The 24,184-nt window shown below is 73.4% G+C and carries 20 protein-coding genes; 9 read left to right on the top strand and 11 right to left on the bottom strand.

Going from position 1 to position 24,184, the window contains the following annotated elements:
• Positions 1-30 precede the first annotated feature (30 nt).
• Positions 31-516: a hypothetical protein gene (locus ACIRRU_RS29145; protein WP_403685370.1), complete on the bottom strand. Its 486-nt coding sequence runs from the start codon at positions 514-516 to the stop codon at positions 31-33.
• A gap of 505 nt (positions 517-1,021) precedes the next feature.
• On the opposite strand from ACIRRU_RS29145, the gene ACIRRU_RS29140 reads away from it, so the two are divergent.
• The 4 genes from ACIRRU_RS29140 to ACIRRU_RS29125 are packed head-to-tail and all read left to right on the top strand — an operon-like array spanning position 1,022 to position 5,440.
• Positions 1,022-3,967: a nitrate- and nitrite sensing domain-containing protein gene (locus ACIRRU_RS29140; protein ID WP_403685368.1), complete on the top strand. Its 2,946-nt coding sequence runs from the start codon at positions 1,022-1,024 to the stop codon at positions 3,965-3,967.
• On the top strand, positions 3,964-4,407 hold the full coding sequence (locus ACIRRU_RS29135; protein WP_403685366.1) for a roadblock/LC7 domain-containing protein: 444 nt from the start codon (positions 3,964-3,966) through the stop codon (positions 4,405-4,407). Before ACIRRU_RS29140 ends, ACIRRU_RS29135 begins: the two co-directional genes overlap by 4 nt.
• Positions 4,408-4,416: 9 nt before the next feature.
• Positions 4,417-4,854, top strand: coding sequence for a DUF742 domain-containing protein (locus ACIRRU_RS29130; RefSeq protein ID WP_403685365.1), 438 nt, complete (start codon positions 4,417-4,419; stop codon positions 4,852-4,854).
• Positions 4,835-5,440 (top strand): GTP-binding protein, encoded by a 606-nt coding sequence (locus tag ACIRRU_RS29125; protein WP_403685364.1) that lies wholly within the window; start codon positions 4,835-4,837, stop codon positions 5,438-5,440. The genes ACIRRU_RS29130 and ACIRRU_RS29125 overlap by 20 nt, the downstream gene beginning before the upstream one ends.
• A gap of 139 nt (positions 5,441-5,579) precedes the next feature.
• Here the strand turns inward: ACIRRU_RS29125 and ACIRRU_RS29120 are convergent, their stop codons facing one another.
• On the bottom strand, positions 5,580-6,026 hold the full coding sequence (locus ACIRRU_RS29120) for an ATP-binding protein (RefSeq protein ID WP_403685362.1): 447 nt from the start codon (positions 6,024-6,026) through the stop codon (positions 5,580-5,582).
• Positions 6,027-6,141: 115 nt separating this feature from the next.
• The gene (locus tag ACIRRU_RS29115; RefSeq protein WP_403685360.1) at positions 6,142-6,528 is read right to left on the bottom strand and encodes an STAS domain-containing protein; all 387 of its coding nucleotides are present in this window, start codon (positions 6,526-6,528) and stop codon (positions 6,142-6,144) included.
• A 202-nt stretch (positions 6,529-6,730) separates the two neighbouring features.
• Between ACIRRU_RS29115 and ACIRRU_RS29110 the strand changes: the two genes are divergently transcribed.
• Together ACIRRU_RS29110 and ACIRRU_RS29105 are read left to right on the top strand one after the other, a co-directional pair.
• Complete coding sequence (locus ACIRRU_RS29110; RefSeq protein ID WP_403685359.1) at positions 6,731-10,966, top strand: SpoIIE family protein phosphatase; 4,236 nt, start codon at positions 6,731-6,733, stop codon at positions 10,964-10,966.
• Complete coding sequence (locus ACIRRU_RS29105; protein WP_403685357.1) at positions 10,963-11,247, top strand: STAS domain-containing protein; 285 nt, start codon at positions 10,963-10,965, stop codon at positions 11,245-11,247. Before ACIRRU_RS29110 ends, ACIRRU_RS29105 begins: the two co-directional genes overlap by 4 nt.
• A gap of 19 nt (positions 11,248-11,266) precedes the next feature.
• Here ACIRRU_RS29105 and ACIRRU_RS29100 read toward each other — a convergent pair whose 3' ends face one another.
• The 5 genes from ACIRRU_RS29100 to ACIRRU_RS29080 form a co-directional block, all read right to left on the bottom strand.
• Positions 11,267-11,647: an STAS domain-containing protein gene (locus ACIRRU_RS29100; RefSeq protein ID WP_363202536.1), complete on the bottom strand. Its 381-nt coding sequence runs from the start codon at positions 11,645-11,647 to the stop codon at positions 11,267-11,269.
• A gap of 70 nt (positions 11,648-11,717) precedes the next feature.
• On the bottom strand, positions 11,718-12,908 hold the full coding sequence (locus tag ACIRRU_RS29095; protein ID WP_403685355.1) for a lipid-transfer protein: 1,191 nt from the start codon (positions 12,906-12,908) through the stop codon (positions 11,718-11,720).
• The gene (locus tag ACIRRU_RS29090) at positions 12,905-13,372 is read right to left on the bottom strand and encodes a Zn-ribbon domain-containing OB-fold protein (protein ID WP_403685353.1); all 468 of its coding nucleotides are present in this window, start codon (positions 13,370-13,372) and stop codon (positions 12,905-12,907) included. The genes ACIRRU_RS29095 and ACIRRU_RS29090 overlap by 4 nt, the downstream gene beginning before the upstream one ends.
• A gap of 85 nt (positions 13,373-13,457) precedes the next feature.
• Positions 13,458-13,820 (bottom strand): Mpo1-like protein, encoded by a 363-nt coding sequence (locus tag ACIRRU_RS29085; protein WP_403685351.1) that lies wholly within the window; start codon positions 13,818-13,820, stop codon positions 13,458-13,460.
• A 138-nt stretch (positions 13,821-13,958) separates the two neighbouring features.
• Entirely contained in the window at positions 13,959-14,759 is an 801-nt protein-coding gene (locus ACIRRU_RS29080; RefSeq protein ID WP_403685350.1) for a M15 family metallopeptidase, read from the bottom strand.
• A gap of 61 nt (positions 14,760-14,820) precedes the next feature.
• Between ACIRRU_RS29080 and ACIRRU_RS29075 the strand changes: the two genes are divergently transcribed.
• Positions 14,821-15,384: an NUDIX domain-containing protein gene (locus tag ACIRRU_RS29075; RefSeq protein WP_403685349.1), complete on the top strand. Its 564-nt coding sequence runs from the start codon at positions 14,821-14,823 to the stop codon at positions 15,382-15,384.
• A 447-nt stretch (positions 15,385-15,831) separates the two neighbouring features.
• On the opposite strand, the gene ACIRRU_RS29070 is transcribed toward ACIRRU_RS29075, so the two are convergent.
• Positions 15,832-18,186, bottom strand: coding sequence for a glycoside hydrolase family 31 protein (locus tag ACIRRU_RS29070; RefSeq protein WP_403685347.1), 2,355 nt, complete (start codon positions 18,184-18,186; stop codon positions 15,832-15,834).
• A 212-nt stretch (positions 18,187-18,398) separates the two neighbouring features.
• Here ACIRRU_RS29070 and ACIRRU_RS29065 point away from each other — a divergent pair, with 212 nt between their 5' ends.
• Together ACIRRU_RS29065 and ACIRRU_RS29060 are read left to right on the top strand one after the other, a co-directional pair.
• Positions 18,399-20,378, top strand: coding sequence for an acetoacetate--CoA ligase (locus tag ACIRRU_RS29065; protein ID WP_403685345.1), 1,980 nt, complete (start codon positions 18,399-18,401; stop codon positions 20,376-20,378).
• Positions 20,379-20,454: 76 nt separating this feature from the next.
• Positions 20,455-21,381 carry a hypothetical protein gene (locus ACIRRU_RS29060; protein ID WP_403685344.1) on the top strand — a complete coding sequence of 309 codons (927 nt, stop codon included), beginning with the start codon at positions 20,455-20,457 and terminating at the stop codon, positions 21,379-21,381.
• Between the two features lie 70 nt (positions 21,382-21,451).
• On the opposite strand, the gene ptsP is transcribed toward ACIRRU_RS29060, so the two are convergent.
• Both ptsP and ACIRRU_RS29050 read right to left on the bottom strand, forming a co-directional pair.
• A complete protein-coding gene (gene ptsP, locus ACIRRU_RS29055) occupies positions 21,452-23,122 on the bottom strand; it encodes a phosphoenolpyruvate--protein phosphotransferase (protein ID WP_403685392.1) in 1,671 nt (556 codons plus the stop codon).
• 76 nt (positions 23,123-23,198) lie between these two features.
• A complete protein-coding gene (locus tag ACIRRU_RS29050) occupies positions 23,199-23,648 on the bottom strand; it encodes a PTS glucose transporter subunit IIA (protein WP_403685342.1) in 450 nt (149 codons plus the stop codon).
• Between the last annotated feature and the right edge of the window lie 536 nt (positions 23,649-24,184).

Raw genomic sequence — 24,184 nt, 5'->3', positions numbered from 1 at the left:
GCGCCCGGCCGACCGCCAACGCCCGGCCGGTCAGGCGCGGGACAGGCTCCCCGCGTGCGGGCCGCCCTGTATGCCACCGCTCGTGCCGTCCCGCTGGGCGGCCCGCTCGGCGCGCCGGGACCGGCGCCGCTCACGGCGTATCCGCCGGGCCGTGCTGCTCGGCACGGACACCACGCCATGGCGTTGGTTCCACACCTGCCGGGTCACCCAGACGTCCAGCACCGCCCAGGTGGCGACGACCGTACTGGCCACACTGCTCAGCACCATCGGGAAGGCCAGCCAGGAGCCGGTCAGGGTGCTCAGAAAGGCGACCATCGCCTGGATGATCGTCAGCGACATGATGAGAACGGCGCGCACCGCGGCCGTCCGCACCGCGTCCGGCATGCGCCGCTTCGACGCCGCCTCCTCCACCCACAACTGCCGGGGGACACGTGCCCCGTTCCCGGCGCCCGGCCGCGCCGTGTCCTGCTCCGCGGCCGCCGTCACTCCGGCACCCCCGCGCTCCTGCGTGCTCAAGGCCCTTCAACTCCCCACCGCCGTCCGACTTCAGGGTGGCTGCCCGGCTCGCGCCGGTTCTACGCGGGCGGACGATGTCCACCCTGCCGCGTACGCCCCCACGCGCGCCTACCCCGTACAAGTGGACGAACCACCCGTCCCGAAGATTCCCCTGGAAAGCGCCCGCGCGGCACGGAACGCCACAGAACGAAAAATTCCAGCCAACTGATACGTGCCGGTACCGACCGGTCCGGACGTGAGCCTCTGTCGCTTTCGCGAATTTCATCTCCGAGAAATACCGGGGCAACTCATGATCAAGCTCCAGGTGGACGGCTGAAAATCATCCGGACGTGTCTTCGAGTTGTCTCTGTGTCAGTAGTAGGCTCGCGCCGTTTATTGACGCAGGAGGAAACCCTCGCCCGCGTCCGCCCGATGCGCACCGGTGTCCGCACGGCGCTGACCGGGCCGGGGCGAAGGGGCCACAGGGAGAAGACCCCCGCGACGCGGGGCCGATCTGGGGGAGGCCATGCGCTTTCGCGGGAAGTCCATCCGCAGGAAGATCGTGGCGTTGCTGCTGGTGCCGCTCGTCTCCCTCACCGGCCTCTGGGTCTTCGCGACGTACATCACCGGCCGTCAGGCGAGCGAGCTGATGAACGCCGGGGCCACCGTGGACAAGGTCGCCCAGCCCCTGGAGGACGCCGTCCGCGCCGTCCAGGACGAGCGGCGCCAGACTCTGGTCTACCTCGCCGACCCCCGGGCCTCCGACGCCCTGCCCCTCCTCCTCGGCCAACGCGCCGCGACCGACCGCGTCGTGGCCGAGGTCAAGGAGAACGCCCGGCACAGCGACGTCCGCGACGCGCTGAACGCCCAGGACCTCGGCCGCCTGGACGCGATCCTCGGTGCCGTCGACGGACTCGACGCCCTGCGGGACTCCGTGGAGCAGCGCACCATCGGCCGGGCGAGGGCGATGGACTTCTACAACAGCCTCGTCGACCCCTCCTACCGTTTCCTCAACGCACTCCACTCGCTGGAGAACGCGTCGATGGACCAGCAGATGCGGGCCCTGGTGGGAATGTCCCGGGCCCGGGAGATGCTGTCGCGCGAGGACGCCCTGGTCGCCTCCGGGCTCGCCGCGGGCCGGTTCACCGCCAATGAACTCCGCCAGATATCCCGGCTGGTGGCCCAGCGCCAACTGCTCTACGAGATCAGCATCGAAGACCTCCCCGGCGACGAGCGCCGCCGCGTCGAACAGTTCTGGGACAGCCCCGGCACCGAGCCCCTGCGGACCGCGGAGGACGCGCTGGCGGCCACCGAAGCGGGGAAACGGCCCGGCGCCGTCGACCCCGAGCGCTGGGAGGGGGCGGCCGGACCCGTCCTGAACCGGCTGGCCGACGACTCCACGGCGATGGGCGACCGCTTCCAGGGCCGCGCCGAACCGGCCGCCCTCCGGGTCCTCGCCCAGGCCGGAGTCGCCGGAGTCGTCGGCTTCCTGGCCCTGATCGTCTCGGTCTTCGTCTCCGTGCGTATCGGCCGTCAACTCGTCCGCGATCTGTCCCGGCTGCGCAAGGACGCCCACGAGGTCTCCGGAGTCCGGCTGCCGAGCGTGATGCGCCGCCTCGCCGCGGGCGAACAGGTGGACGTCGGGACGGAGGCCCCGCACCTGGAGTACGGACCCGACGAGATCGGCCAGGTCGGCCAGGCCCTCAACACCCTCCAGCGGGCCGCCGTCGAGGCAGCGGTCAAGCAGGCGGACATGCGGCGCGGGGTCTCCGAGGTCTTCGTCAACCTCGCCCGCCGCAACCAGGTCCTCCTGCACCGCCAGCTGACCCTGCTGGACGCGATGGAACGCCGCACCGAGAACAGCGACGAACTCGCCGACCTGTTCCGCCTCGACCACCTCACCACGCGTATGCGGCGGCACGCCGAAGGGCTCGTGATCCTCTCCGGCGCCGCCCCCTCCCGCCAGTGGCGCAAGCCCATCCAGCTGATGGACGTCGTACGGGCCGCCGTCGCCGAGGTCGAGGACTACGAACGCGTCGAGGTCCGGCGGCTGCCCCGGATCGGCGTGGGCGGCCCCGCCGTCGCCGACCTCACCCACCTCATCGCGGAACTCCTGGAGAACGCCACCGTCTTCTCGCCCCCGCACACCGCGGTCCAGGTGCACGGCGAACGCGTCTCCAACGGCTTCACCCTCGAAATCCACGACCGCGGTCTCGGCATGCCCCCCGAAGTCCTCCTCGACGCCAACCTCCGGCTCGCGGAGACCCCCGACTTCGAGCTGTCCGACACCGACCGCCTCGGCCTGTTCGTGGTCAGCCGCCTCGCCCAGCGCCAGAGCGTCCGGGTCTCCCTCCAGAAGTCGCCGTACGGGGGCACCACCGCGGTCGTCTTCATCCCCGCGGCCCTCCTCACCGAGGCCCCCGACACCCACGGCACCGGATTCCGCCTGGACCGCCGGTCCGAGCGGGCGATCGGCGGCCGGGGCGGCCCGGCGCGGGGCCCGGAAGGCTCGCCGCCGGGCGGGGAACACCGCGTCAACGGCAGGTCCGCCGCGCTCTCCCCGGTCCCGACCGGGCTGACCGGCCCTCCCGTCCTCGACGGCCCGGTCGAGCTGGAATCCCCGGTCGGGCCAATGGACTTCGACGCCGACCCGCTGGACCGCACCCCGGACCCGGCCCTCGATCCGGCCCTGGGGCCCGTACTCGACGGAGTCTCCGACCTGGAGGACACCGAGAGCGAACGCGGCGGCATCTTCCGCGCCCGCGACGTACGCCGTGACACCGCCCGGGACACCGCCCGTGACGCGCGCCGGGACACCGGCCGGGGCCCGCGCCGGGACACCGAGCGCGACCAGCACCAGAAGGCCCGGGACCTCGGCGACGAGTCGACGGCGGACATCCGCCCGATGCGCCCCGCCGGCCCCGCCCCGCTGCCCCGCCGCACCCCGCCGACCCTGGTGACCGACCGGGGCCGCCGGGTGGCCGACGGCTCCGGGGCCGGGGATCCGGCCGCGTCGCCCACCGGGCCCTCCCCGGTGCCGAGGGGCCCGGTCGCGCGCCAGGCCCCGGCGGCACCCCGCCCCGCCGAGGCCCCCTGGAACGTCCGAGCCGCACCCCGGGACGCCCAGGAGCCCGCCGCCCCGGGGCCGCCGCGCGCCGCCGACGCCCCGCGGTCCTCCGGCACGGTGGGCGGCCTGCCCCGACGGGTCCGGCAGGCCAGCCTCGCCCCCCAGCTCCGTGAGGACCTGGAGTACCGCGCTCCGACGCGGGCACCCGTGGAGACCGCGGCCGACGACGAGCGCGACGCGGACGAGGTCCGCGACCGGATGGCCTCGCTCCAACGGGGCTGGCAGCGCGGCCGCCGGGAGAACGCCAGGGCCGCGGAGCACCCCCAGACCACCGCGAACACCGAGGGCACAGCCGGCCCCGGTGGCACGGCACCAGGAACCACTCCGGGAGGGGACGGTCGATGACCGCACCGAACGCCGCAGCACCCAACCCCGCACGCGAGGGCTCGGGCGAACTGAACTGGCTGCTCGACGAACTCGTCCAGCGCGTCGCCAGCATCCGCAAGGCGCTGGTGCTCTCCAGCGACGGGCTCGCCACCGGCGCCTCGCAGGACCTGACCCGGGAGGACGGCGAACACCTGGCCGCGGTGGCCTCCGGGTTCCACAGCCTCGCCAAGGGAGTCGGCCACCACTTCGACGCGGGCCGGGTACGCCAGACCGTCGTGGAACTGGACGAGGCGTTCCTCTTCGTCACCGCCGCCGGTGACGGCAGCTGTCTGGCCGTCCTGGCCGACTCCGACTCCGACGTCGGCCAGGTGGCGTACGAGATGACGCTGATGGTCAAGCGCGTGGGGGCCCATCTGGCCAACGCCCCCCGGACGACCGGTCCGGCCGCCGGAGGGTGAGGGGAGGGCATGAGCGCTGATCCTCGCCGGGGCAGGGACCCCGGGACCCCGGACGGGCCCGCAGACCCGCAGTCCTCGCGGTGGTACGACGCGGAGGCGGGCCCCGTGGTCCGTCCGTACGCGATGACCCGGGGCCGTACCATCAGCGCCTCCCGCCAACGGCTCGACCTGATCGCGCTCGTCGTGCCGGAACCGGCCGCCGACGACCCCGGCCGGGACCAGACGCTCGCCCCCGAGCACGTCACGATTGTCGAACTGTGCAGCGACAGACCCCAGTCGATCGCCGAGCTGGCCGCCGATCTCGACCTTCCCGTCGGGGTGGTACGGGTCCTGGTCGGCGATCTTGTCGAGGACGCGCTGGTCCATGTCACCCGCCCCGTCCCGCCGGCCGAGCTGCCGGACGTGAACATTCTCCGCGAGGTAATCAATGGCCTTCGGGCGCTCTAGCCGCGGCAAGCGGCCCGTCGAGCCCGTCACCCTGAAGATCCTGGTGGCGGGAGGCTTCGGCGTGGGGAAGACGACCGCCGTCGGCGCGGTCAGCGAGATCCGGCCGCTGCGCACCGAGGAGGACCTCAGCGAGGCGGGCCGTCCGGTCGACGACGTCGAAGGCGTCGAGTCCAAGACCACCACCACGGTCGCCATGGACTTCGGCCGGATCACCCTCCGCGAGGACCTGGTCCTCTACCTGTTCGGCACACCGGGCCAGGACCGCTTCTGGTTCCTCTGGGACGAACTGGCCCAGGGCGCCCTGGGCGCGGTCGTCCTCGCCGACACCCGACGGCTGGAGGACTGCTTCGCCGCGATCGACTACTTCGAACGACGGCGCATTCCCTTCGCCGTCGCCGTCAACCGCTTCGAGGGCGCCGGCCTGTTCCCCGCCGAGACCGTGCGGGCCGCCCTGGACCTCGACCCCGGGGTGCCGGTGCTCGCCTGCGACGCCCGGGACCGGCCCTCGGTGCGCGACGTCCTGGTCGCGGTGGTCGAGCACGCCCTGGCGCGGGCGGCCGGGGAGCGCGAACCCGTCGTCACCTGAGAACGGACCGGCGCTCACGCGTACGGCCCGTACCCCCGCCGACAGGGGTACGGGCCGCACGACGTCCGGCGGGCCGGGCTGTGAGTGTTCTCCGGCAGTGACGATCCGTCAAGCCCGCGGCGGGCACGGTCCACCGCGCTCAGGCCCCGGGAGCGGCCCGGAGCGCGAAGGTGATCCGGATGCGCTTGCCGCCGCCGGGCAGCGGGTCGATGGCGGAGGTGTCGGCCAGGACCAGGATCATGGCCCAGCCGCGCCCGCCCGGAGCGGTCGGATCGCGCAGCGCCAGCGGTTCGCCCGCCGGGTGGCGCGGATCGGCGTCCTCGACGTCGACCACCAGTCGGTCGCCGTCGAGGTCCAGACAGGCATCGAAGCCGGTCATCCCGCCCGCGTGCCGCGAGGCGTTGGAGACCAGCTCGGTGACCGCCAGCTGGGCGTCCATGAGCACGGCCGGGCTGTGGTGCGGGACGCCGGACATCAGCTCGGCGAGCACGTCGCGTGCCTCGGCGGCCGTCTTCACCGTGAGCCGGGTCGCCCGGCCCGCCCCGGAGGTGTCCGCGGCGGGGAAGCGGGCTTCGGCAGGGGGCATGGGTGGCCTCGAATCACTGGGAGCACGATGGGTGCGACGTCATGGGCCGTTTACGGGGCCGTGTAGGGACGTGTGCCCGACCGCTCGCCGGGCACGCCCGGACGGGGCCGCGTATTCAGTCCCGGGAGCCGTCCCCGGCCGTCCGGCCGGGCGGGGAAGCGGACGTGGCCTGGGCCAGGTCGTCGGCGATGGTGAAGTGCCCGTCGGTCGCCGTGATCTCCAGGAGCCGCCGCAGCGGCGGCGTGAGCGGCCCCACCAGGACCATCGTGCCCTCCCTGGCCTCCATGCGCTGCTGCGTCTCCACCAGGGTGCGCAGCATGGAGGAGTCGGCGAAGGTGACCGCGGACACGTCGACGGCGAGAACCCGGGGGTCCTCGCCCAGTGCCGCCTCCACCGACGCGGTGAGGCTCCTGGCGTCTTCGAAGTCGAGTTCACCGCGCAGACGCAGCACGGTCGTACCGGCCGGGATCCCCGTGGGCTCAGACTGCCTGTCCTCCGTCATGCGGCTCATGCTATCCGCGCCCCCGCGGCCTCCGGCCGCCGCCCCGGACGTAGCTCGGGACACCGCCCCGGCACCGGACGTAGGGGCCCCCGGGCCGGGTAACAGCACCCCGACGGACCGGCGAGGGCCGGCGGATGGCAGAGTCCGCACCGTGGTGAGCACCGCGCGTCGCGGTCCGGCCGGACGGTGACCGCGTGCACGGATGGAGGACCCGGTGGCGGGTGAGAGGGGCGAGACCCCGGTCGAGGGGCTGTTCGCCGCGGACCCGGAGATCGGCGGCGACCTGGCCCGGGTCGACTGGGCGGCCACACCGCTCGGCGAACCGGACTCCTGGCCGCAGAGCCTGCGGACCGCCGTGAGCATCCTGCTCTCGTCCCGGTTCTCCATGTGGATGGCGTGGGGACCGGAGCTGACGTTCTTCTGCAACGGCTCCTACCGCCGCGACAGCCTGGGACAGAAGTACCCGTGGGCGCTCGGCCGCCCCTTCCGCGAGGTGTGGCCGGAGATCTGGGACGACATCAGCCCCCGGGTGGACAGCGTCCTGGCCGACGGGGAGTCCACCTGGGACGAGGGGCTGATGCTGCTGGTGCAGCGCTCCGGCTTCCGGGAGGAGAGCTACCACACCTTCTCCTACAGCCCGCTGCGGGACGAAGACGGCCAGGTGGTCGGCGTGCTGTGCGTGGTCATCGAGGAGACCCAGCGCATCATCGGCGAGCACCGGATGGCCGCCCTGCGCGACCTGGGATCGGACCCCGGGGCCGTGCGCACCCAGGAGGAGTTCCTGGAGTTCAGCGCACGGCAGCTGGAACGGCACCCCCTCGTGCTGCCCTTCACCCTGACCTACCTCTTCCACGACGACGGCCGCGCCCGGCTCGCCGCGGCGTCCGGGATGCCGTCCGGGCACCCGGCCGCCCCCGGTGAACTCGCGGCCGACGACACCCCTCCGTGGCCAGCCGGCAGCGCCCGGCTCGGCCGGACCGGCCTCGTCGAACTCGACGGCGCGCCCTTCGAGGGGCTGCCGCACGGACCGTGGGACGAACCGCCCGCGCGGGCGCTCGTCGTGCCGCTGGTCCAGCCCGGCGCACCCCCCACCGGGTTCCTGGTGGCGGGCCTGAACCGCTTCCGGCTGCTGGACGACGCCTACCGCGGCTTCGTCGACCTCGTGGCGGGACACCTCGCCGCCGGTCTGGCGAGCGCCAGGGCCCATGAGGCCCAGCAGCGCCGGGCGGAGGACCTGGCCGAACTGGACCAGGCCAAGACGGCGTTCTTCTCCAACATCAGCCACGAGTTCCGCACCCCGCTGACCCTGATCCAGGGACCGGTCGACTCCCTCCGGCAGCGGCTGGGCGACGATCCCGGGTTCCGGGAGGATCTGGAGATCATCCACCGCAGCGGTCTGCGGCTCGGCAGACTCGTCACCGCCCTGCTCGACTTCTCCCGGATCGAGGCCGGGCGGATGCAGGCTAGCTTCGAACCCGTCGACCTCTCCGCCGTCACCGCCGAACTGTCCGGAGTCTTCCGTTCGGCGGTGGAACGGGCCTCCCTCGGCTTCGAGTTCGTCCCCGCGGCCCTGAGCCGGCCGGTCCTCATCGACCGGGGCCTGTGGGAGAAGGTCGTCTTCAACCTGCTGAGCAACGCCCTCAAGTTCACCTTCGAGGGCGGCATCCGGGTGAGCGTGGCGGAGCACGAGGACGTCGCCGAGGTCACCGTCGAGGACACCGGGACCGGCGTCCCCGCCGAGGAGGTGCCACGCCTCTTCGAGCGGTTCTACCGGGTGGAGAACGTCCGCGCCCGCTCCCACGAGGGCAGCGGTATCGGCCTGGCCCTGGTGAAGGAGCTGGTCGGGGTGCACGGCGGAAGCGTCACCGTGTCCTCCGTCGAGAACCAGGGCACCCGCTTCACCATCCGTCTGCCCTTCGGCGCCGCCCACCTCCCCGCCGACGCCATCCGCGACGGGCTCCCCGAACCCGCCGCCCCGGCCACCGGCGTCACGGCGGACTCCTTCCTCGCGGAGGCCACGCGCTGGCTGGCGGACCCCGCGGAGAACGACCTCGCCGGGGCAGCCGATCCCCTCGCCGCCCCGGCGGAACCCGACTTCTACCCGACGGCGTCCGCCCGCGACACCGCCCCCGCCCGGATCCTGGTCGCCGACGACAACGCCGACATGCGCGGTTACCTCACCCGGCTCCTGCGGGGCGCCGGGCATCGGGTGGTGGCGGTCGCCGACGGGCTGGAGGCGCTGAACCGGGTGCGGGCCGAGGCGCCCGAGCTGGTGATCAGCGACGTCATGATGCCGGGCCTGGACGGGCTGCGGCTGGTGGCCGCCCTCCGCGAGGACGCCCGCACCGCCACCGTGCCGGTCCTGCTGCTCTCGGCCCGCGCCGGGCAGGAGGCGTCCATCGACGGGTTCGACGCGGGCGCCGACGACTACCTGGTCAAGCCCTTCGCCGCCCCCGAACTGCTGGCCCGGGTCCGCGCGGTCGTCGCGATGGCGCGGCTGCGCGGCCACCACACCCGGTGGCACGGGGCCCTCGTCGACTCGCTCCAGGACGCGTTCTTCGTGTGCGAGGCCGACGGCACGGTCATCGAGACGAACGCGGCCTTCACCAGCATTCTCGGCTACGGCCCCGAGGACCTGCCCTACCACCCCCCGCACCCCTGGTGGTCCGACGCCGCGACCGATCCCGAGGCCCACCGGCACGCGTCCAGCTCCCTGGCCCGGATGACCGGCATGGACCACGGCGTCTTCAGCACCCCCGTCACCCACCGGGACGGACACCGCCTCTGGGTCCACGCCAGCTTCAACCAGGTCCAGGACCCCGACACCGGCCGTACGGTCATCGTCGGAACGCTCCGGGACGTCACCGCCGAGCACTACGCCATCCAGCGCGAGAGCGCGCTGGCGGCCATCGGCGAGCGGCTGGCCCGTGCGGGCAGCGTCGAGGAAGCCCTCGCCGGCTCACTCCACGTGCTGCACGAGCTGTGGCGGGCGGACAGCGTGGTGGCCGCCCGCTTCGACCAGGGCGACGACACGGCCCCCCGCCGCCTGACCGCCTCCACCGGCGCACCGGACGCACCCGCGGGCCCGGCCGCGTACGCAGGAGGGGCCGGGGAGTGGGGGGAACTGAGCGCCGCACGGCGCGCGGACCTGTCCCGGCTCGCGTCGGCCCCGCCGCTGACCCCCGTCCCGGGCCCCGGCGGGGCGGGCATCCGCATCGACCACCCGGACGGGCCGCTCGCGCTCTGGATCGAGCTGGGGGAGCGGCGCCTGTTCACCGACGAGGACCAGCTCCTGCTGTCCCTGCTGGCGGGCCGCCTCACCCAGGGGCTGGCCCGCGCACGCCGCATCGACCAGCAGCGCCAGACCGCCATCGCCCTCCAGCGCGCCATCCTGGGCCCCTCGAACCTGCCCGAGGGGTTCGCCGTGCGCTACGAACCGGCGGGCCGGCCGCTGGAGGTGGGCGGCGACTGGTACGACACCTTCGCCCTGTCCGACGGGCGCACCGGCATCGTGGTCGGTGACTGCGTCGGCCGCGGTGTGGAGGCGGCGGCCATCATGGGCCAGTTGCGCAGCGCCTGCCGGGCCCTGCTGATCCAGGACCTCAGCCCCGCACGGGCGCTCATGGCACTGGACACCTTCGCCGCGACGGTCCCCGGCGCGATGTGCACCACGGTCTTCTGCGGCGTCCTGGACCCCGCCACCGGCGAGCTGCGCTACTCCAGCGCGGGCCACCCGCCGGGCATCCTCAGCCACGCCGACGGCTCGTCCCTCCTGCTGGAGGAGGGACGGGCGCTGCCCCTGGCCGTACGACCCGGCCGGGCGCGCCCTGAGGCCCGCACCGTCGTCCCCGGCCGCTCCGTCCTGCTCCTGTACACCGACGGACTGGTGGAACGCCGGGGCCTGTCCCTCTCCGACGGCATCGACCAGGCCGACCGGGTCCTGAGATCGGCCCTGCACCTGCCGTCCGACCAGCTCGCCGACCACCTCATGACCGGGCTGGCCCCGGCCGGGGGCTACACCGACGACGTCGCGCTCCTGCTCTACCGCCACCCGGCGCGGATGGACGCGTCCTTCCCGGCCGACCGGGACCGCCTCGCGGCCGCCCGGGGCGAGCTGCGGAGCTGGCTGGCCGCCCACCTGATCCCACAGCCCACCGCCCAGGGCGTCCTGGTCGCCAGCGGTGAGGCGATCGCCAACGCCATGGAGCACGCCTACGCGGACCGGGGGCAGGGCACCGTCCGCCTCTCCGTCCGGGCGACGGCCGACCGGCTGCACGTCGAGGTCGCCGACTCCGGACGCTGGAAGGACCCCGACCCGGCGTGCGCCACCGTGCGCGGCCGCGGCGTCCCCCTGATGCGTTCGCTCATGGACCACGTCACCCTCACCCCCGGGGCCGCGGGTACCACCGTCAGCATGGATACGAGGATCGTCCGATGACCACCCCCCTGACCCTGACTCCCGGCCGGAGCGCGGACGGTGCCGCCCGCCTGGCCGTGACCGGGGAGATCGACCTGAGCAACAGCCACCTCCTGGCCGCCGCACTGGAGGACCTGCCGGGCCCGCTGCTGCTCGACCTGACCGGTGTCACCTATCTCGACAGCGCGGGCCTGAGCGTGCTCTTCAGCCACGCGGAGCGGCTCGAGGTGCTGGCCACCTCGCTGATCGCCCCGGTGCTCAGCGTGTCCGGCCTGACCGATCTCCTGTCCGAGCCCCGCTGAGGGGAGGCCGGGCGTCCGCTCAGCCGTCGTCGGACGTGCCGCCCGGCGGGCCGGAGCTGAGCGCTTCGTCCAGGGAGCGGCTGACCTCGAAGTGCTCCAGCACCTTGGTCATGGTCAGGAGCATGTGGACCCGGGGCTGCAACGGGCCCACGAGGACCAGGCGGCGGGAGGCCGCCCGGTGCCGCCGACGGGCCTGGAGCAGGTTGCTGAGGAAGGAGCTGTCCGCGAAGGTGACGGCGGACAGGTCCAGCACGGTGACCGGCAGCCCCCGCTCGTCCGCCTCGTCCCACGCGGCCGCCAGCAGGTCCTGCTCGTCGGCGTCGAACTCGCCGCTCACCACGACGACGAACGCCCCCCGCTCCTGTCGCACCTGTACGTGCGCGCGTGATCGCCATGCCATGGGGGGATCCTCCCATCCCGGTACGACAGCACGGGCCACGGGGAGCCGACGGGACCGGGAACGGGCGGGCTCAGCGAACCACCACCACCGCCGCCCCGTGCCCGAAAAGACCCTGGTTGGCCGTGACGCCCACCCGCGCCCCCGGTACCTGCCGCTCCCCGGACCGCCCCCGCAACTGCCAGGTCACCTCGCACACCTGCGCGATCGCCTGCGCGGGCACCGCCTCGCCGAACGAGGCCAGACCACCGCTCGCGTTCACCGGGACACGGCCGCCGAGCGCGGTCGTCCCGTCCCGCACGAGCCGCGCGCCCCCGCCCGGAGCGCACAGCCCCAGGTCCTCGTACCACTCCAGCTCCATTGCGGTGGAGAGGTCGTAGACCTCGGCCAGGGACAGGTCCTCCGGCCCGATCCCCGCCTCCTCGTACGCGGCGGCGACGATCGAGGCCCGGAAACTCCGGGGTGAGGGGGCCACGGCCACCGCCGAGTCCGTGCCGATGTCCGGCAGGTCCAGGACCGTCCGCGGGAAGGTCGGCGTCACGGTGGACACGGCCCGTACCCGCACCGGATCCCTCACCCCGCGCCGCCGCGCGAACTCCATGCTGCACAGCACCAGGGCGGCGGCCCCGTCGGAGGTGGCGCAGATGTCCAGCAGCCGCAGCGGATCGGCCACCACCGCCGACGCGGCGACCTCGCCTGCCGTCACCGGCTTGCGGTAGCGGGCGTTCTCGTTGAACGCGCCCGCCGCCGCGTTCTTCACCTTGACCAGCGCGAAGTCCTCCGTCGTGTCCCCGTACAGCGCCATGCGGCGCCGGGCGTACAGCCCGAAGTACGCCGGGTTCGTCGCCCCCAGCACCCGGAAGCGCAGCCAGTCCGGATCGTCGGGCCGCTCCCCGCCCGCCGGGGCGAAGAACCCCTTCGGCGCCGCGTCGGCCCCCACCACCAGCACCACCTCCGCCAGCCCCGCCAGGATCTGCGCCCGCGCGGTGCCGACCGCCTGGGCCCCGGAGGCGCACGCGGCGTACACCGAGGCGACCCGCGCCCCCTGCCAGCCGAGCCCCCGGGCGAACGCCGACCCGGCCACGTACCCCGGATAGCCACCCCGTACCGTCGCCGCGCCCACCACCGACCCCACCTCGGGCCAGCCGAGGCCCGCGTCGTCGAGCGCGGCCCGCGCGGCGATCCGCCCGTACGTGACGAAGCCGCGGCCCCACTTGCCCCACGGATGCATCCCGGCCCCCAGGACCGCCACGTCGCCGCTCACGAGGGCGCCCCCGGCCACCCGACGGGCCGCCAGTGCCAGGTCGTGTGCACGGTTCCCGTCGCGGCGTCCTCGTCCAGCACGCCCGCCACCACCTCCACCGCCGAACCGACCGGCAGATCGGCCACGCCCACCCCGGGCGGGGCCTGCCCCAGCACCACCATGCGCTCGGCCGCCAGCTCGACGGCGACGAGCGCGCGCGGTGCCCACGGAACGGCGGGGTCGCTGACGTACGGGGGAGGGGGGCGGTAGCGGCTGTCGGTGCAGGACCACACCGTGCCGCGCCGGGACAGCGGCACCTCCGTCAACTCCCCGCCGGAACAGTACGGGTTGCGGCAGTGGCCGTCCTCGCGGGGGAAGTGGAAGGACCCGCAGCCGCGGCAGCGGGTGCCCAGCAGCCGGAAGTCCTCCTCCCCGGCGCCCTCGGTGAACCATCCGGCGATCACCGGTATGCGTGTGCGCGCCACAGACCCTCCCCGGCACCTGATCTGACGAATCGTCAGAAGTGTGCCACGGGCGGCCCTTCCCGGCGAGGGGCCCGGCCCGGGGGTGTCAGCCGCGCCCGCTCGGGCCGTGCTCCGCCAGCCACTTCGCCGCGGTTTCCGCCAGCTCCGCGTCCCGGCCCGCCAGCATGGTCCCGATCATCCGAGCGTCCCCGCGCAGCGACCACACCGGATGCCCGAACGTGGCCGGGTTGTTCCCCTCGATCAGGAAGTGCGCGGGCCAGGCGGTGCCGTAACCGATCAGCGGCAGGGCCGCCAGATAGCGCGGACGCCCGCGCGCGAGCCCGTATGCGGCCGTCGCGAGTCCGGTCAGCGTGCCCGTCAGATGGACCCAGCGGGTGGCGGCTCGGGAGTGCATCGCCACGTAGTACGGCCAGAAGTCCTCGTAGGTGTCGAACGTCTGTGGTGACATACGGGCACCGTAGCCGCCCGATCCGCAACCGGAAACGCTCCGGTGGCGTCCGAAAGGAAGAACGGGCGGTCGGAGCCCACGGGGGTGGTCCCGGTCGCCCGTTCACCCCGCCGGCCGGGCGGCCCCGGCAGGGCCCTCTCAGCGCCCGGCGACCGCCCTTCGGTGGACGGGGAAGTCGAAGTAGGTGTCCGGGAACGGCTCCGGTACGAAGGTGAAGTGCCACCACTCCTCGGGCAGGTTGACGAACCCCACGTCGGCCAGCGTCCGCTGGAGGAACTGCCGGTTGGCGCGCTGCGCCCCCCTGATCCGGGGATCGTCCGTACGGGACAGGGTGTCGAAGCAGTCGTAACCCGTCCCCATGTCCAGGGAGTTGTCGGGGAACCGCTCGCCCTGCGGTGCGAAGCAGGGCGTCAGCCGCTCGCCCGGACGGTACGGCCTGGTCGCCCGCGCGGGGAGCCGGACCAGCGTCAGGTCCACCGTACTGCCCCGGCTGTGCCCGGACCTCTTCGCGATGTAACCGTCCTCGAAAAGCCGGTCCTTGTCGACCAGCGGATAGAACTCCCCTTTCATGGACTGGTCGTCCGGATCCCCGGCCCACCGCACGAAGTGGTCCACCGCGCGCTGCGGCCGGTAGCAGTCGTACACCTTCAGCGAGTACCCCTGCCGCAGCAACCGTCGCTGCGCCCGGTGGAGGGCGCGGGCGGCGGGCCGGGTCAGGAGGCAGACCGGCTGCCGGTAGCCGTCGACCCGCTCGCCGACGAACGTGTGCGCCGTGGCGTAGCGCATCTCGTGGATGATCGTCGGGTCCACCGAGCGCAGCGTCACGAACTCCCCGGGCGCCCCCGGTCCCGGGCCCGCCTGCGCGCCGGGCGAGGCGGCGGTGAGGGCGAGGACAGCGGCGGCCACCAGGGCGCGAAGAGCGGTACGCGGTGCGGTCATGGCCACACCGTCTACCAGCCGGGCCGCCCGCGGGGAAGGACGATCGGCTACAGTCCCGCCCGTGTCCGAATCCGGCGACAGGCCCTCCCCGACCGCCCCGCGGCAGCCCCGGTACGTACGGGACTCCCACTGCGGCACGTGCGGAGCGCCCTACCCCGTGCTCCTGCCCGCCGACGGCTGGCCCCGGACCTGCCCGCGCTGCGGCACCACGGCCTACCGCAACCCGCTGCCCGTGGCGGTCGCCCTGCTGCCGGTGACCGGCCCGAGCGCCACCGGACTCGTCGTCATCACCCGCACCATCGAACCCCGCAAGGGCGGCACCGCCCTGCCCGGCGGCTTCGTCGACCACGCCGAGGACTGGCGCCACGCGGTGACCCGTGAACTCCGCGAGGAGACCGGCATCAAGGCCGCCGAGGAGGACGTCCGCCTCGCCGACGTCCTCAGCGACACGGCGGGACACCTCCTGGTCTTCGGCCTGCTGCCGCCCCGCCCCCTCAGCGCACTCCCGCCCTCGCGGCCCACCGCCGAGACCTCCGGCTACGAGATCCTGAGCGCCCCGCGCGCGCTCGCCTTCCCGCTGCACACGCAGGCCGCGGACGCCTGGTTCGCGGGCCGCTACGCCTGACGCCGAGGCCCGCCTCACCGACCGTCCGGACCGGGCGGGTCGCCGGGGGAGCGGCGCACCGTCACCGCGAACCGCGTACGAGGCCGCACCGCGGACCGTTTACGTGCCCGTGCGCACGGCCCGCCCCCGCCCCACCCCAGACCGCGTACGAGCCGCGCCCACGGGCCGCCCGGCCGTGCCCGTGCCCACGACGCTCCCGCCCCACCCGGCCGCACCCCAGACCGCGTACGAGCCCCCGCGCACGGCGCGCCCCCGCCCCACCCGGCCGCACCGCGGACCATTTACGAGCCCGTGCGCACAGCCCGCCCTCACCCCCACCCGGCCGCACCCCAGACCGCCGACGAGCCCCCGCGCACGGCCCGCCCCACCCGGCACCGCCCCGCACCGACCGTCCACCTCACCCGCGCACCACCCCCGACGCACACCTCGCCCCGCACACAGCGCCGCTCACCCCAGCCCCAGCCCCCGCACCCGCGCCTCCACGGCTCCCTTCACTCCGTCCCGCTCCACCACCACGCGGTCCCCCTTCCACCGCGTCACATACCGCTCGACCTCCGCCGCCGCCCATCCGTCCCCCGGGTCCCGTACGACCAGCCCGCTCCCGCTCCGCCCCGCGACCGGCGCCCATGCCTCCAGCTCCAGGCTCCCGTCCGCACCGCGAACGGGGATCACCGCACCGGCCCTGACCAGCACCGGCACCCGGGACAGCGGGGCGTCCAGCACCACCTGGCCCGGTCCCTCGTACGCCCGCCCGCTCTCCACGTCGTACCACCGCCCCCGGGGCAGCCGCACCGCCCGCCGCCGCACCTCGGGCTCCAGCACCGGAGCCACCAGCACCGCGTCGCCCAGCAGGAACGCGTCCTCGCACTCCCGCAGCGCCCGGTCGCGCGGCGCACCCCACCACACCGGCCGCACATAGGGCGCACCGGTCGACCGCGCCAGATGCGACAGCGTCACGAAGTACGGGCCCAGCCGCTCCCGCTCCACCAGCGCCGCCCGCGCGCCCTCAAGCACCTCCGCCCCGAACTCCCACGGCTCCCGCCGCCCCGCGTCGATCGCCGCGTGGGTGCGGAACAACGGCAGGTAGGCGCCCAGCTGGAACCACCGCAGATACAGCTCCGGCGACGGGAACCCGTCGAACCCGCCCACGTCCGGCCCCGAATACGGCACCCCGCACAGCCCGAGACCCAGCACCAGCGAGAGCGAGGCCCGCAGCCCGGGCCACCCGGTCGACACATCGCCCGACCAGGTACCCCCGTACCGCTGCATCCCCACCCACCCCGACCGCGAGAACAGGAACGGCCGCTCCTCGGGGCGCAGCCGGAGCAGCCCCTCGTACCCGGCGCGGGCCATCGCCAGCCCGTACACGTTGTGCGCCTCGCGGTGGTCGCCGCCCGCGCTCTCCAGGACGTGCCGGGCCGAACGCGGCAGCGACGGATCGCCGAACGCCGCGAAGGACACCGGCTCGTTCATGTCGTGCCAGACCCCCGAGAAGCCCTGCGCAAGCCGCTCCTCGTACAGAGATCCCCACCACTCCCGCACAACCGGATCCGTGAAGTCCGGATAGACGCAAGGTCCCGGCCAGACCTCCCCGACCACCACCCGCCCCTGCGCGTCCCGGACGTACGCCCCCGGCCCCCCGACCGCCCGGCCCGCCTCGAACACCGCGTCGCCCGGCTCGGCCGTCACCGCCGGGTCCACGACCGACACCAGCCGCACCCCCTCCGCCCGCAACTCCGCTGCCAGCGCGGGCAGATCGGGGAACCGCTCCCGGTCCACCGTGAACACCCGGTGCCCGTCGAAGTGGTCGATGTCCAGATGCAGGACCGCCAGCGGAAGCCCCCGCTCCCGGTACCCGGCGACGACCCGCCGCACCTCCCGCTCACTGCCGAACCCCCACCGCGCGTGCTGCGGCCCCAGCGCCCAGGACGGCGGCAGCGCCGGGGCGCCCGTCAGCGCCGTCCACCCCTGAAGCACCCGGGCCGGCGTCCCCGCCACCACCCAGCAGCGCAGCGGACCGCCCTCCATCCGCACCTCCGACGTCCCCGGCCGGTCGTGCCCCGAGCCCGCGCCCTCCTCGCCCTCCCGCAACACCACCCGGCCCGCCCAGGTGTTGTCGTGGAACGCCAGATGCGTACCCGCGTCCGACACCACCACCTGCACCGGCATTGTCAGATACAGCGGATCGTCCCCCGGCCCGAACCGCCCGCCCGGATCGGTGTTCCACAGCCCGTACACCCCGTCCCGCAACCGGGGACCGCCCGCACGCCCGCCCAGACCGAAGAACCGCGCGTCCGCGGGCACCTCCGAGCGCTGCACCCACCGCACCGGCCCCCCGTCCACCGGCTCCCACCAACGGGGCGGCAGCTCCCGCCGCAGCAGCACCCCGCCCGGCGTCCGCAGCTCCACCACCCCCGTACGCGACACCACCACCCTCACCCGCTCCGACACCACCTGCCAGCCGCCGTCCTTGCCCGGCTCCAGCACCGCCCGCTCGTCCGGCGCGGGCGGCTCACCCACCACCCCGTACGACGGCAGCGGCTCCGCGCCGTCCCACCCCCAGAACACCGCACCGCCCACCGACACCCTGATCCGCAGCTCGGAGCGGGCGAACCGCACCACACCCCCGCCCGGCCCTGGCTCCGCACCCGTCGCCGCACCGGGCACCCGGGCCCGCTCCGCCCCTCGCGCGGGCAGGGCGCGCGCGTCCGCCGACCGGCGCCGCCAGGCCGAGCGCACCGTGCGCAGCCCCCGTACCGAACCGACCAACCTCACCCGACGTACCAGGTCACGACCGTCCATGGCGCAACCCTGCCACCCGCCCGGCCCCCGGCACTCGCCGTTCAACTCCCGTTCACCCAGGTCGCACCCCGCCCCGCCGGCGCCTCGCGGCAGGGCCACCCTGGTGCCGAAGACGATCACGTGGCATCGTCCGTGTCAGCCGCCCACGCGCACACCCCGGCCCGTGCGCGCCGACACGCCACCCGCGTACCGTCCAGCCAGGGAGCCGCCCCATGACCGAAGCCACGCCCGAGACGCTTCTCTGGCAGCCCAGCCCCGACCGGATCGAGGCCGCGGCGGTCACCCGATTCCAGAAGTGGGCGGCGACGCGGTTCGGAGCTCCGGCCGAGGGCGGGTACGCGTCCCTGCACCGCTGGTCGGTCGACGAGCTCGACACCTTCTGGCAGGCCGTCGCGGAGTGGTTCGACGTCCGCTTCGCCACCCCGTACGACAGCGTCATCGGTGACCGCTCGATGCCCGGGGCCACCTGGTTCCCCGGCGCCACCCTCAACTACGCCGAGCACGCCCTGCGCACCGCCGAGGACCCCTCCCGCGCCGACACCCCGGCGCTCCTGTACGTGGACGAGACCCACACCCAGGCACCCGTCAGCTGGGGGGAGCTGCGCCGCCAGGTCGGCGCGCTGGCCGCGGAGCTGCGCGCCCTCGGCGTCACCCCCGGCGACCGCGTCAGCGGCTACCTCCCCAACATCCCGCAGGCCGTCGTCGCCTTCCTCGCCACCGCTGCCGTCGGCGCCGTCTGGACCTCCTGCGCCCCCGACTTCGGCGCCCGCAGCGTCCTGGACCGCTTCCAGCAGATCGAACCCGTCGTCCTCTTCACCGTCGACGGCTACCGCTACGGCGGCAAGGAACACGACCGTACGGACACCGTCGCCGAACTCCGCCGCGAACTGCCCACCCTGCGCGCCGTCGTCCACATCCCGCTGCTCGGCACCGACGCACCCGAAGGCGCCCTCAGCTGGGCCGCCCTCACCTCCGCCGACACCGAACCGGTCTTCGAGCAGGTCCCCTTCGACCACCCGCTGTGGGTCCTGTACTCCTCGGGCACCACCGGCCTGCCCAAGGCCATCGTCCAGTCCCAGGGCGGCATCCTCCTCGAACACTTCAAACAGCTCGGCCTCCACTGCGACCTCGGCCCCGAGGACCGCTTCTTCTGGTTCACCTCCACCGGCTGGATGATGTGGAACTTCCTCGTCTCCGGCCTCCTCACCGGCACCACGGTCGTCCTCTACGACGGCAGCCCCGGCTTCCCCGACATCAGCGCCCAGTGGCGGATCGCGGAACAGACCGGCGCCACCCTCTACGGCACCTCCGCCGCGTACGTCATGGCCTGCCGCAAGGCCGGCATCCACCCCGGCCGCGACTTCGACCTCTCCCGCGTCCAGTGCGTCGCCACCACCGGCTCCCCGCTCCCGCCCGACGGCTTCCGCTGGCTCCACGACGAGGTGGCCGACGACCTGTGGACCGCCTCCGTCAGTGGCGGCACCGACGTCTGCTCCTGCTTCGCCGGAGCCGTCCCCACCCTCCCCGTCCACCTCGGCGAACTCCAGGCCCCCTGCCTGGGCACCGACCTCCAGTCCTGGGACCCGTCCGGAAACCCCCTGGTCGACGAGGTCGGCGAACTGGTCGTCACCAACCCGCTCCCGTCCATGCCGACCGGTTTCTGGAACGACCCCGACGGCAGCCGCTACCACGACAGCTACTTCGACACGTACCCCGGCGTCTGGCGGCACGGCGACTGGATCACCCTCACCGACCGCGGCTCGGTCATCATCCACGGCCGCTCCGACTCCACCCTCAACCGCCAGGGCGTCCGCATGGGCTCCGCCGACATCTACGAGGCCGTCGAACGGCTCCCCGAGATCCGCGAATCCCTCGTGATCGGCCTCGAAGAGCCCGACGGCGGCTACTGGATGCCGCTCTTCGTCCACCTCGCCGACGGCGCCACCCTCGACGACGACCTGCGCGCCGCGATCAAGCAGACCATCCGCGACAACCTCTCCCCGCGCCACGTCCCCGACGAGGTCATCCAGGTCCCCGGCATCCCGCACACCCTCACCGGCAAACGCATCGAGGTCCCGGTCAAACGCCTCCTCCAGGGAACCGAACTGGCCAAGGCGGTCAACCCGGGCTCCGTCGACAACCTCGACCTCCTCCACTTCTACGCGGACCTGGCCGCCCGCCGCCGCGCCTGACACCGCTGCCAGCCGCCACTGTCAGACCCCCTGATTACGCTGAGTGAGCAATGATCAACCGCGCACAGGGGGACACATGGCGCAGCCCGAACACGCCCGGCACCGCTCTCCACACGGCCGGAAGCCCGGCACCACCACCATGCGACGCACACTGCGCCGCGAAGCACCCAGCACCATCGGCCTCCTGGTCGACGAACAGGACTTCGCGGCCATGCGGCGCTACCGCACCTTCACCTTCGACGACCACACCGTCTACCTCCAACAGGTCGAAGCCCTCCTCAAAGCACTCACAGCCCAGGGCGTACACACCACCGTCGCCCTCTTCGACCCCGGGGACTATGCGGAGTTCTGCACCGAGGCGGGCCTGGAGCCCGACACCGGCACGAGCCGCAGCCGCTTCACCGCGGAGATCGCCGCCGCCGGAGCCACCGTCGCCTACACCGGCCAACACCTCAGCGACCTCATCCCCGTCCTCGTCTCCCGCGCGGTCCGCCAGGCCACCTGGGAGTACGCCACCCTCCTCCTCACCGACCTCGGCGCCTGCGCGGACTGCGGCCAGGACATCGGACGCGCGGCCTTCGACCGGGCCTCCCACCTCCTGATGCGCCTGCTGGAAGCAGCAGGCCCCGGCACCCACCACCTGGTGTGCAGCACCCCCACGGAGAACGACCAACTCCTCGCGGTGCTCAACACCCACCGCGACACCGCCGGCCCGGCACGGATGGACAGCGCCGAGGGCGCCGAATTCGCCACCGTGCTCGCGGTCGCCGTCGCCCTGGAAGCACGCGGGGGAGTGGTCCTGCGCACCACCACCCCCGACAGCCCGGACCGCGTGCACGGCTGGCGGCTCGCCCACGGCACCCTCGCCCCGCTCACCGCGGGCGAGGTCTTCAACGCCTACTGCACCGACGCCGAGACCGGAGAGCCGCTCTCCCCGGAATCCGGCGTGGAGTACTGCGCCGGATTCGACATCCGGGCCGACCCGGCCGAGCCGCACCACTGACCCGCGCACACCAACAGGAGGGGCTTCCCGCCCACGGCGGAAAGCCGCTCCGACAACCGACCGCCCCCGGCTACTCGCCCGAGAGCACCGCCTGCGCGGCACCGCGTGCCTCTTCGGCCGAATCAGCCGAACGGGCCGCGTTCGCCGCACGCTCGCACTGCGCCAGCGTGTACTTGGCGAGCGTCGCCCGCACATACGGAATCGACGCGGCCCCCATCGAGAGCGAGGTGACACCCAGCCCCGTCAGCACACACGCCAGCAGCGGATCGGCCGCGGCCTCCCCACACACACCACAGCTCTTGCCCTCGGCACGAGCCGCCTCGGCGGACAGCGCGACGAGATCCAGCAAGGCGGGCTGCCACGGATCCTGGAGCCGCGACACCGCACCCACCTGACGGTCGGCCGCGAAGGTGTACTGCGCCAGGTCGTTGGTGCCCAGCGACAGGAACTCCACCTCCTGGAGGATCGACCGCGCCCGCAGCGCGGCCGACGGAATCTCCACCATCGCGCCGAACTTCGCCCGCAGCCCCGCCGCACGGCACGCGTCCGCGAACGCCTTGGCGTCGATACGGTCGGCCACCATGGGGGCCATGACCTCCAGGTGCACCGGCAGACCCTCGGCGGCCTTCGCCAACGCGGTCAACTGGGTACGCAGAACCTCGGGGTGATCCAGCAGGCTGCGCAGCCCCCGCACGCCGAGCGCCGGGTTCGGCTCATCCGCCGGCGTCAGGAAGTCCAGTGGCTTGTCCGCCCCGGCATCCAGCACCCGCACGACGACCCGCCCCTCGGGAAACGCCTCCAGCACCGCACGGTAGGCCGCGACCTGCTTCTCCTCGGTCGGCGCCCGCTCGCTGTCGTCGAGGAAAAGGAACTCGGTGCGGAACAGCCCGACCCCCTCGGCCCCCGCCTCGACCGCCGCGGGCACATCGCCCGGACCGCCGACATTGGCGAGCAGCGGCACCTTGTGCCCGTCGGAGGTGGCACCCGGACCGGTGGAAGCGGCCAACGCCGCCTTACGCGCGGCAGCGGCGCTCTCCATCTCCGCCCGCTTCCCGGCGCTCGGGTCGACGAAGATCTCCCCCGTGCTGCCGTCCACCGCGACGACCGTGCCCTCGGCCAGCTCGCCCGCTCCGGGCAACGCCACCACGGCCGGAACACCGAGCGCCCGCGCCAGAATCGCACTGTGACTGGTCGGACCGCCCTCCTCGGTGACGAAACCGAGCACCAGCGCCGGATCCAGAAGCGCCGTGTCGGCGGGCGCCAGGTCCCGAGCGATCAGGACATACGGTTCGTCACTGTCCGGCACACCGGGCATCGGCACACCGAGAAGCCGCGCCACGATCCGGTTCCGTACGTCGTCCAGGTCCGCGACCCGGCCCGCCAGATACTCCCCGGCGTTGGCGAGCAGCGCCCGGTACGCGGCGAACGCGTCGTACACCGCGCGCTCGGCGGTGCTGCCCACGGCGATACGCCGCTCGACATCGGACATCAGCTCGGGGTCCTGCGCCATCATGGCCTGCGCCTCGAGCACATGCTGTGCCTCGCCGCCGGCCAGATTGCCGCGCGCGATCAGATCGGCCGACACCGCCTCGACGGCCTGCCGGGCGCGCCCCTGTTCGCGCTCGGCCTCCTCCGCGGGAATCGATTTGGCGGGCGGCTCCAGCACCGCCGTGCCCATGTGCCGAACCTCGCCGATGGCCACACCGTGGCTCACGCCGACGCCTCGCAGCGTTGTCTCCATTTCACCCGTCTCCGGTTGTGCGATGACTCGTGCCACCGCGGTGGTTGTGCGACTGCCTGTCACTGCGTCCGCGCTGTCACTGCCAGCCGAAGAGCGTGTCGCCGACCTTCACGTCGCCGTCCTCGCGGACCTCGGAGAGCGCCTCGACGGTGGCTTCCAGGGCCACGATGGGACAGATGGGTGACTTACCGGCCGCCTCGACGCCGGAGGGGTCCCAGCGCACGATGCCCTGGCCGCGGGTCACGGTGTCCCCCTTGTTGACGAGGAGCTCGAAGCCTTCGCCGTTGAGCTGGACGGTGTCGATACCGAGGTGCGTCAGGACCCCGTGCCCGTCCGCGTCTACGACGACGAACGCGTGGGGGTGCAGGGAGACGACGATGCCGTCGACCGGGGACACGGCCTCGGAGGGCTCTCGTGCGGGGTCGATGGCGGTACCGGGACCGACCATCGCGCCGGAGAAGACCGGGTCGGGAACCGCGGTGAGTCCGATGGCGCGTCCAGCAAGAGGGGACGTCACGTTGGTCATGGGGAGCCTCCCAGGGGGCGGAGATTCAGGTGTCGTCGCCACGGCTGATCGGGGCCGACGTACTGCTCAGCAGCGTAAGTCATATGAAGTCCCGGTTCCGCCCGAGACCTACCGCTTGATGGACCCAGGGGAGCACGGGAAACGATTTGCCTCGGTCCCCGGCGGCCCTGTACTGTCGTACCCCTGCCTGACCCCAACGCGACTTCACGTCGGGGGTCGGCGGCGACTTCCCAGCCCAGATCCTCACTCTGAATCCCTCCTTCGGCATGCCCGCAGGGTGTGGTCAGGGAAATGGAAAAGGACTGATAGAGTCGGACTCGCCGGAAAGGGAAAGCGCGAAAGCGAAGAACCTGGAAAGCGAAACTGCACGGCCCGCTTCGACCGGGAATCAGGCACTGGAAAGTGTCTGGTAGAGTCGGAAACGCAAGAACGGTAAGACTGAAGGGAAGCGCCCGGAGGGCCCGGTGATACGGGGCCGAAGGAAGCGTCCGTTCCTTGAGAACTCAACAGCGTGCCAAAAGTCAACGCCAGATATG

The organism is Streptomyces sp. NPDC101181 (genome assembly GCF_044767975.1).
Classification (GTDB): Bacteria; Actinomycetota; Actinomycetes; order Streptomycetales; family Streptomycetaceae; genus Streptomyces.
The sequence above is the reverse complement of the archived record's forward strand: the minus strand, read 5'-3'. Positions and strand labels throughout refer to the sequence as shown.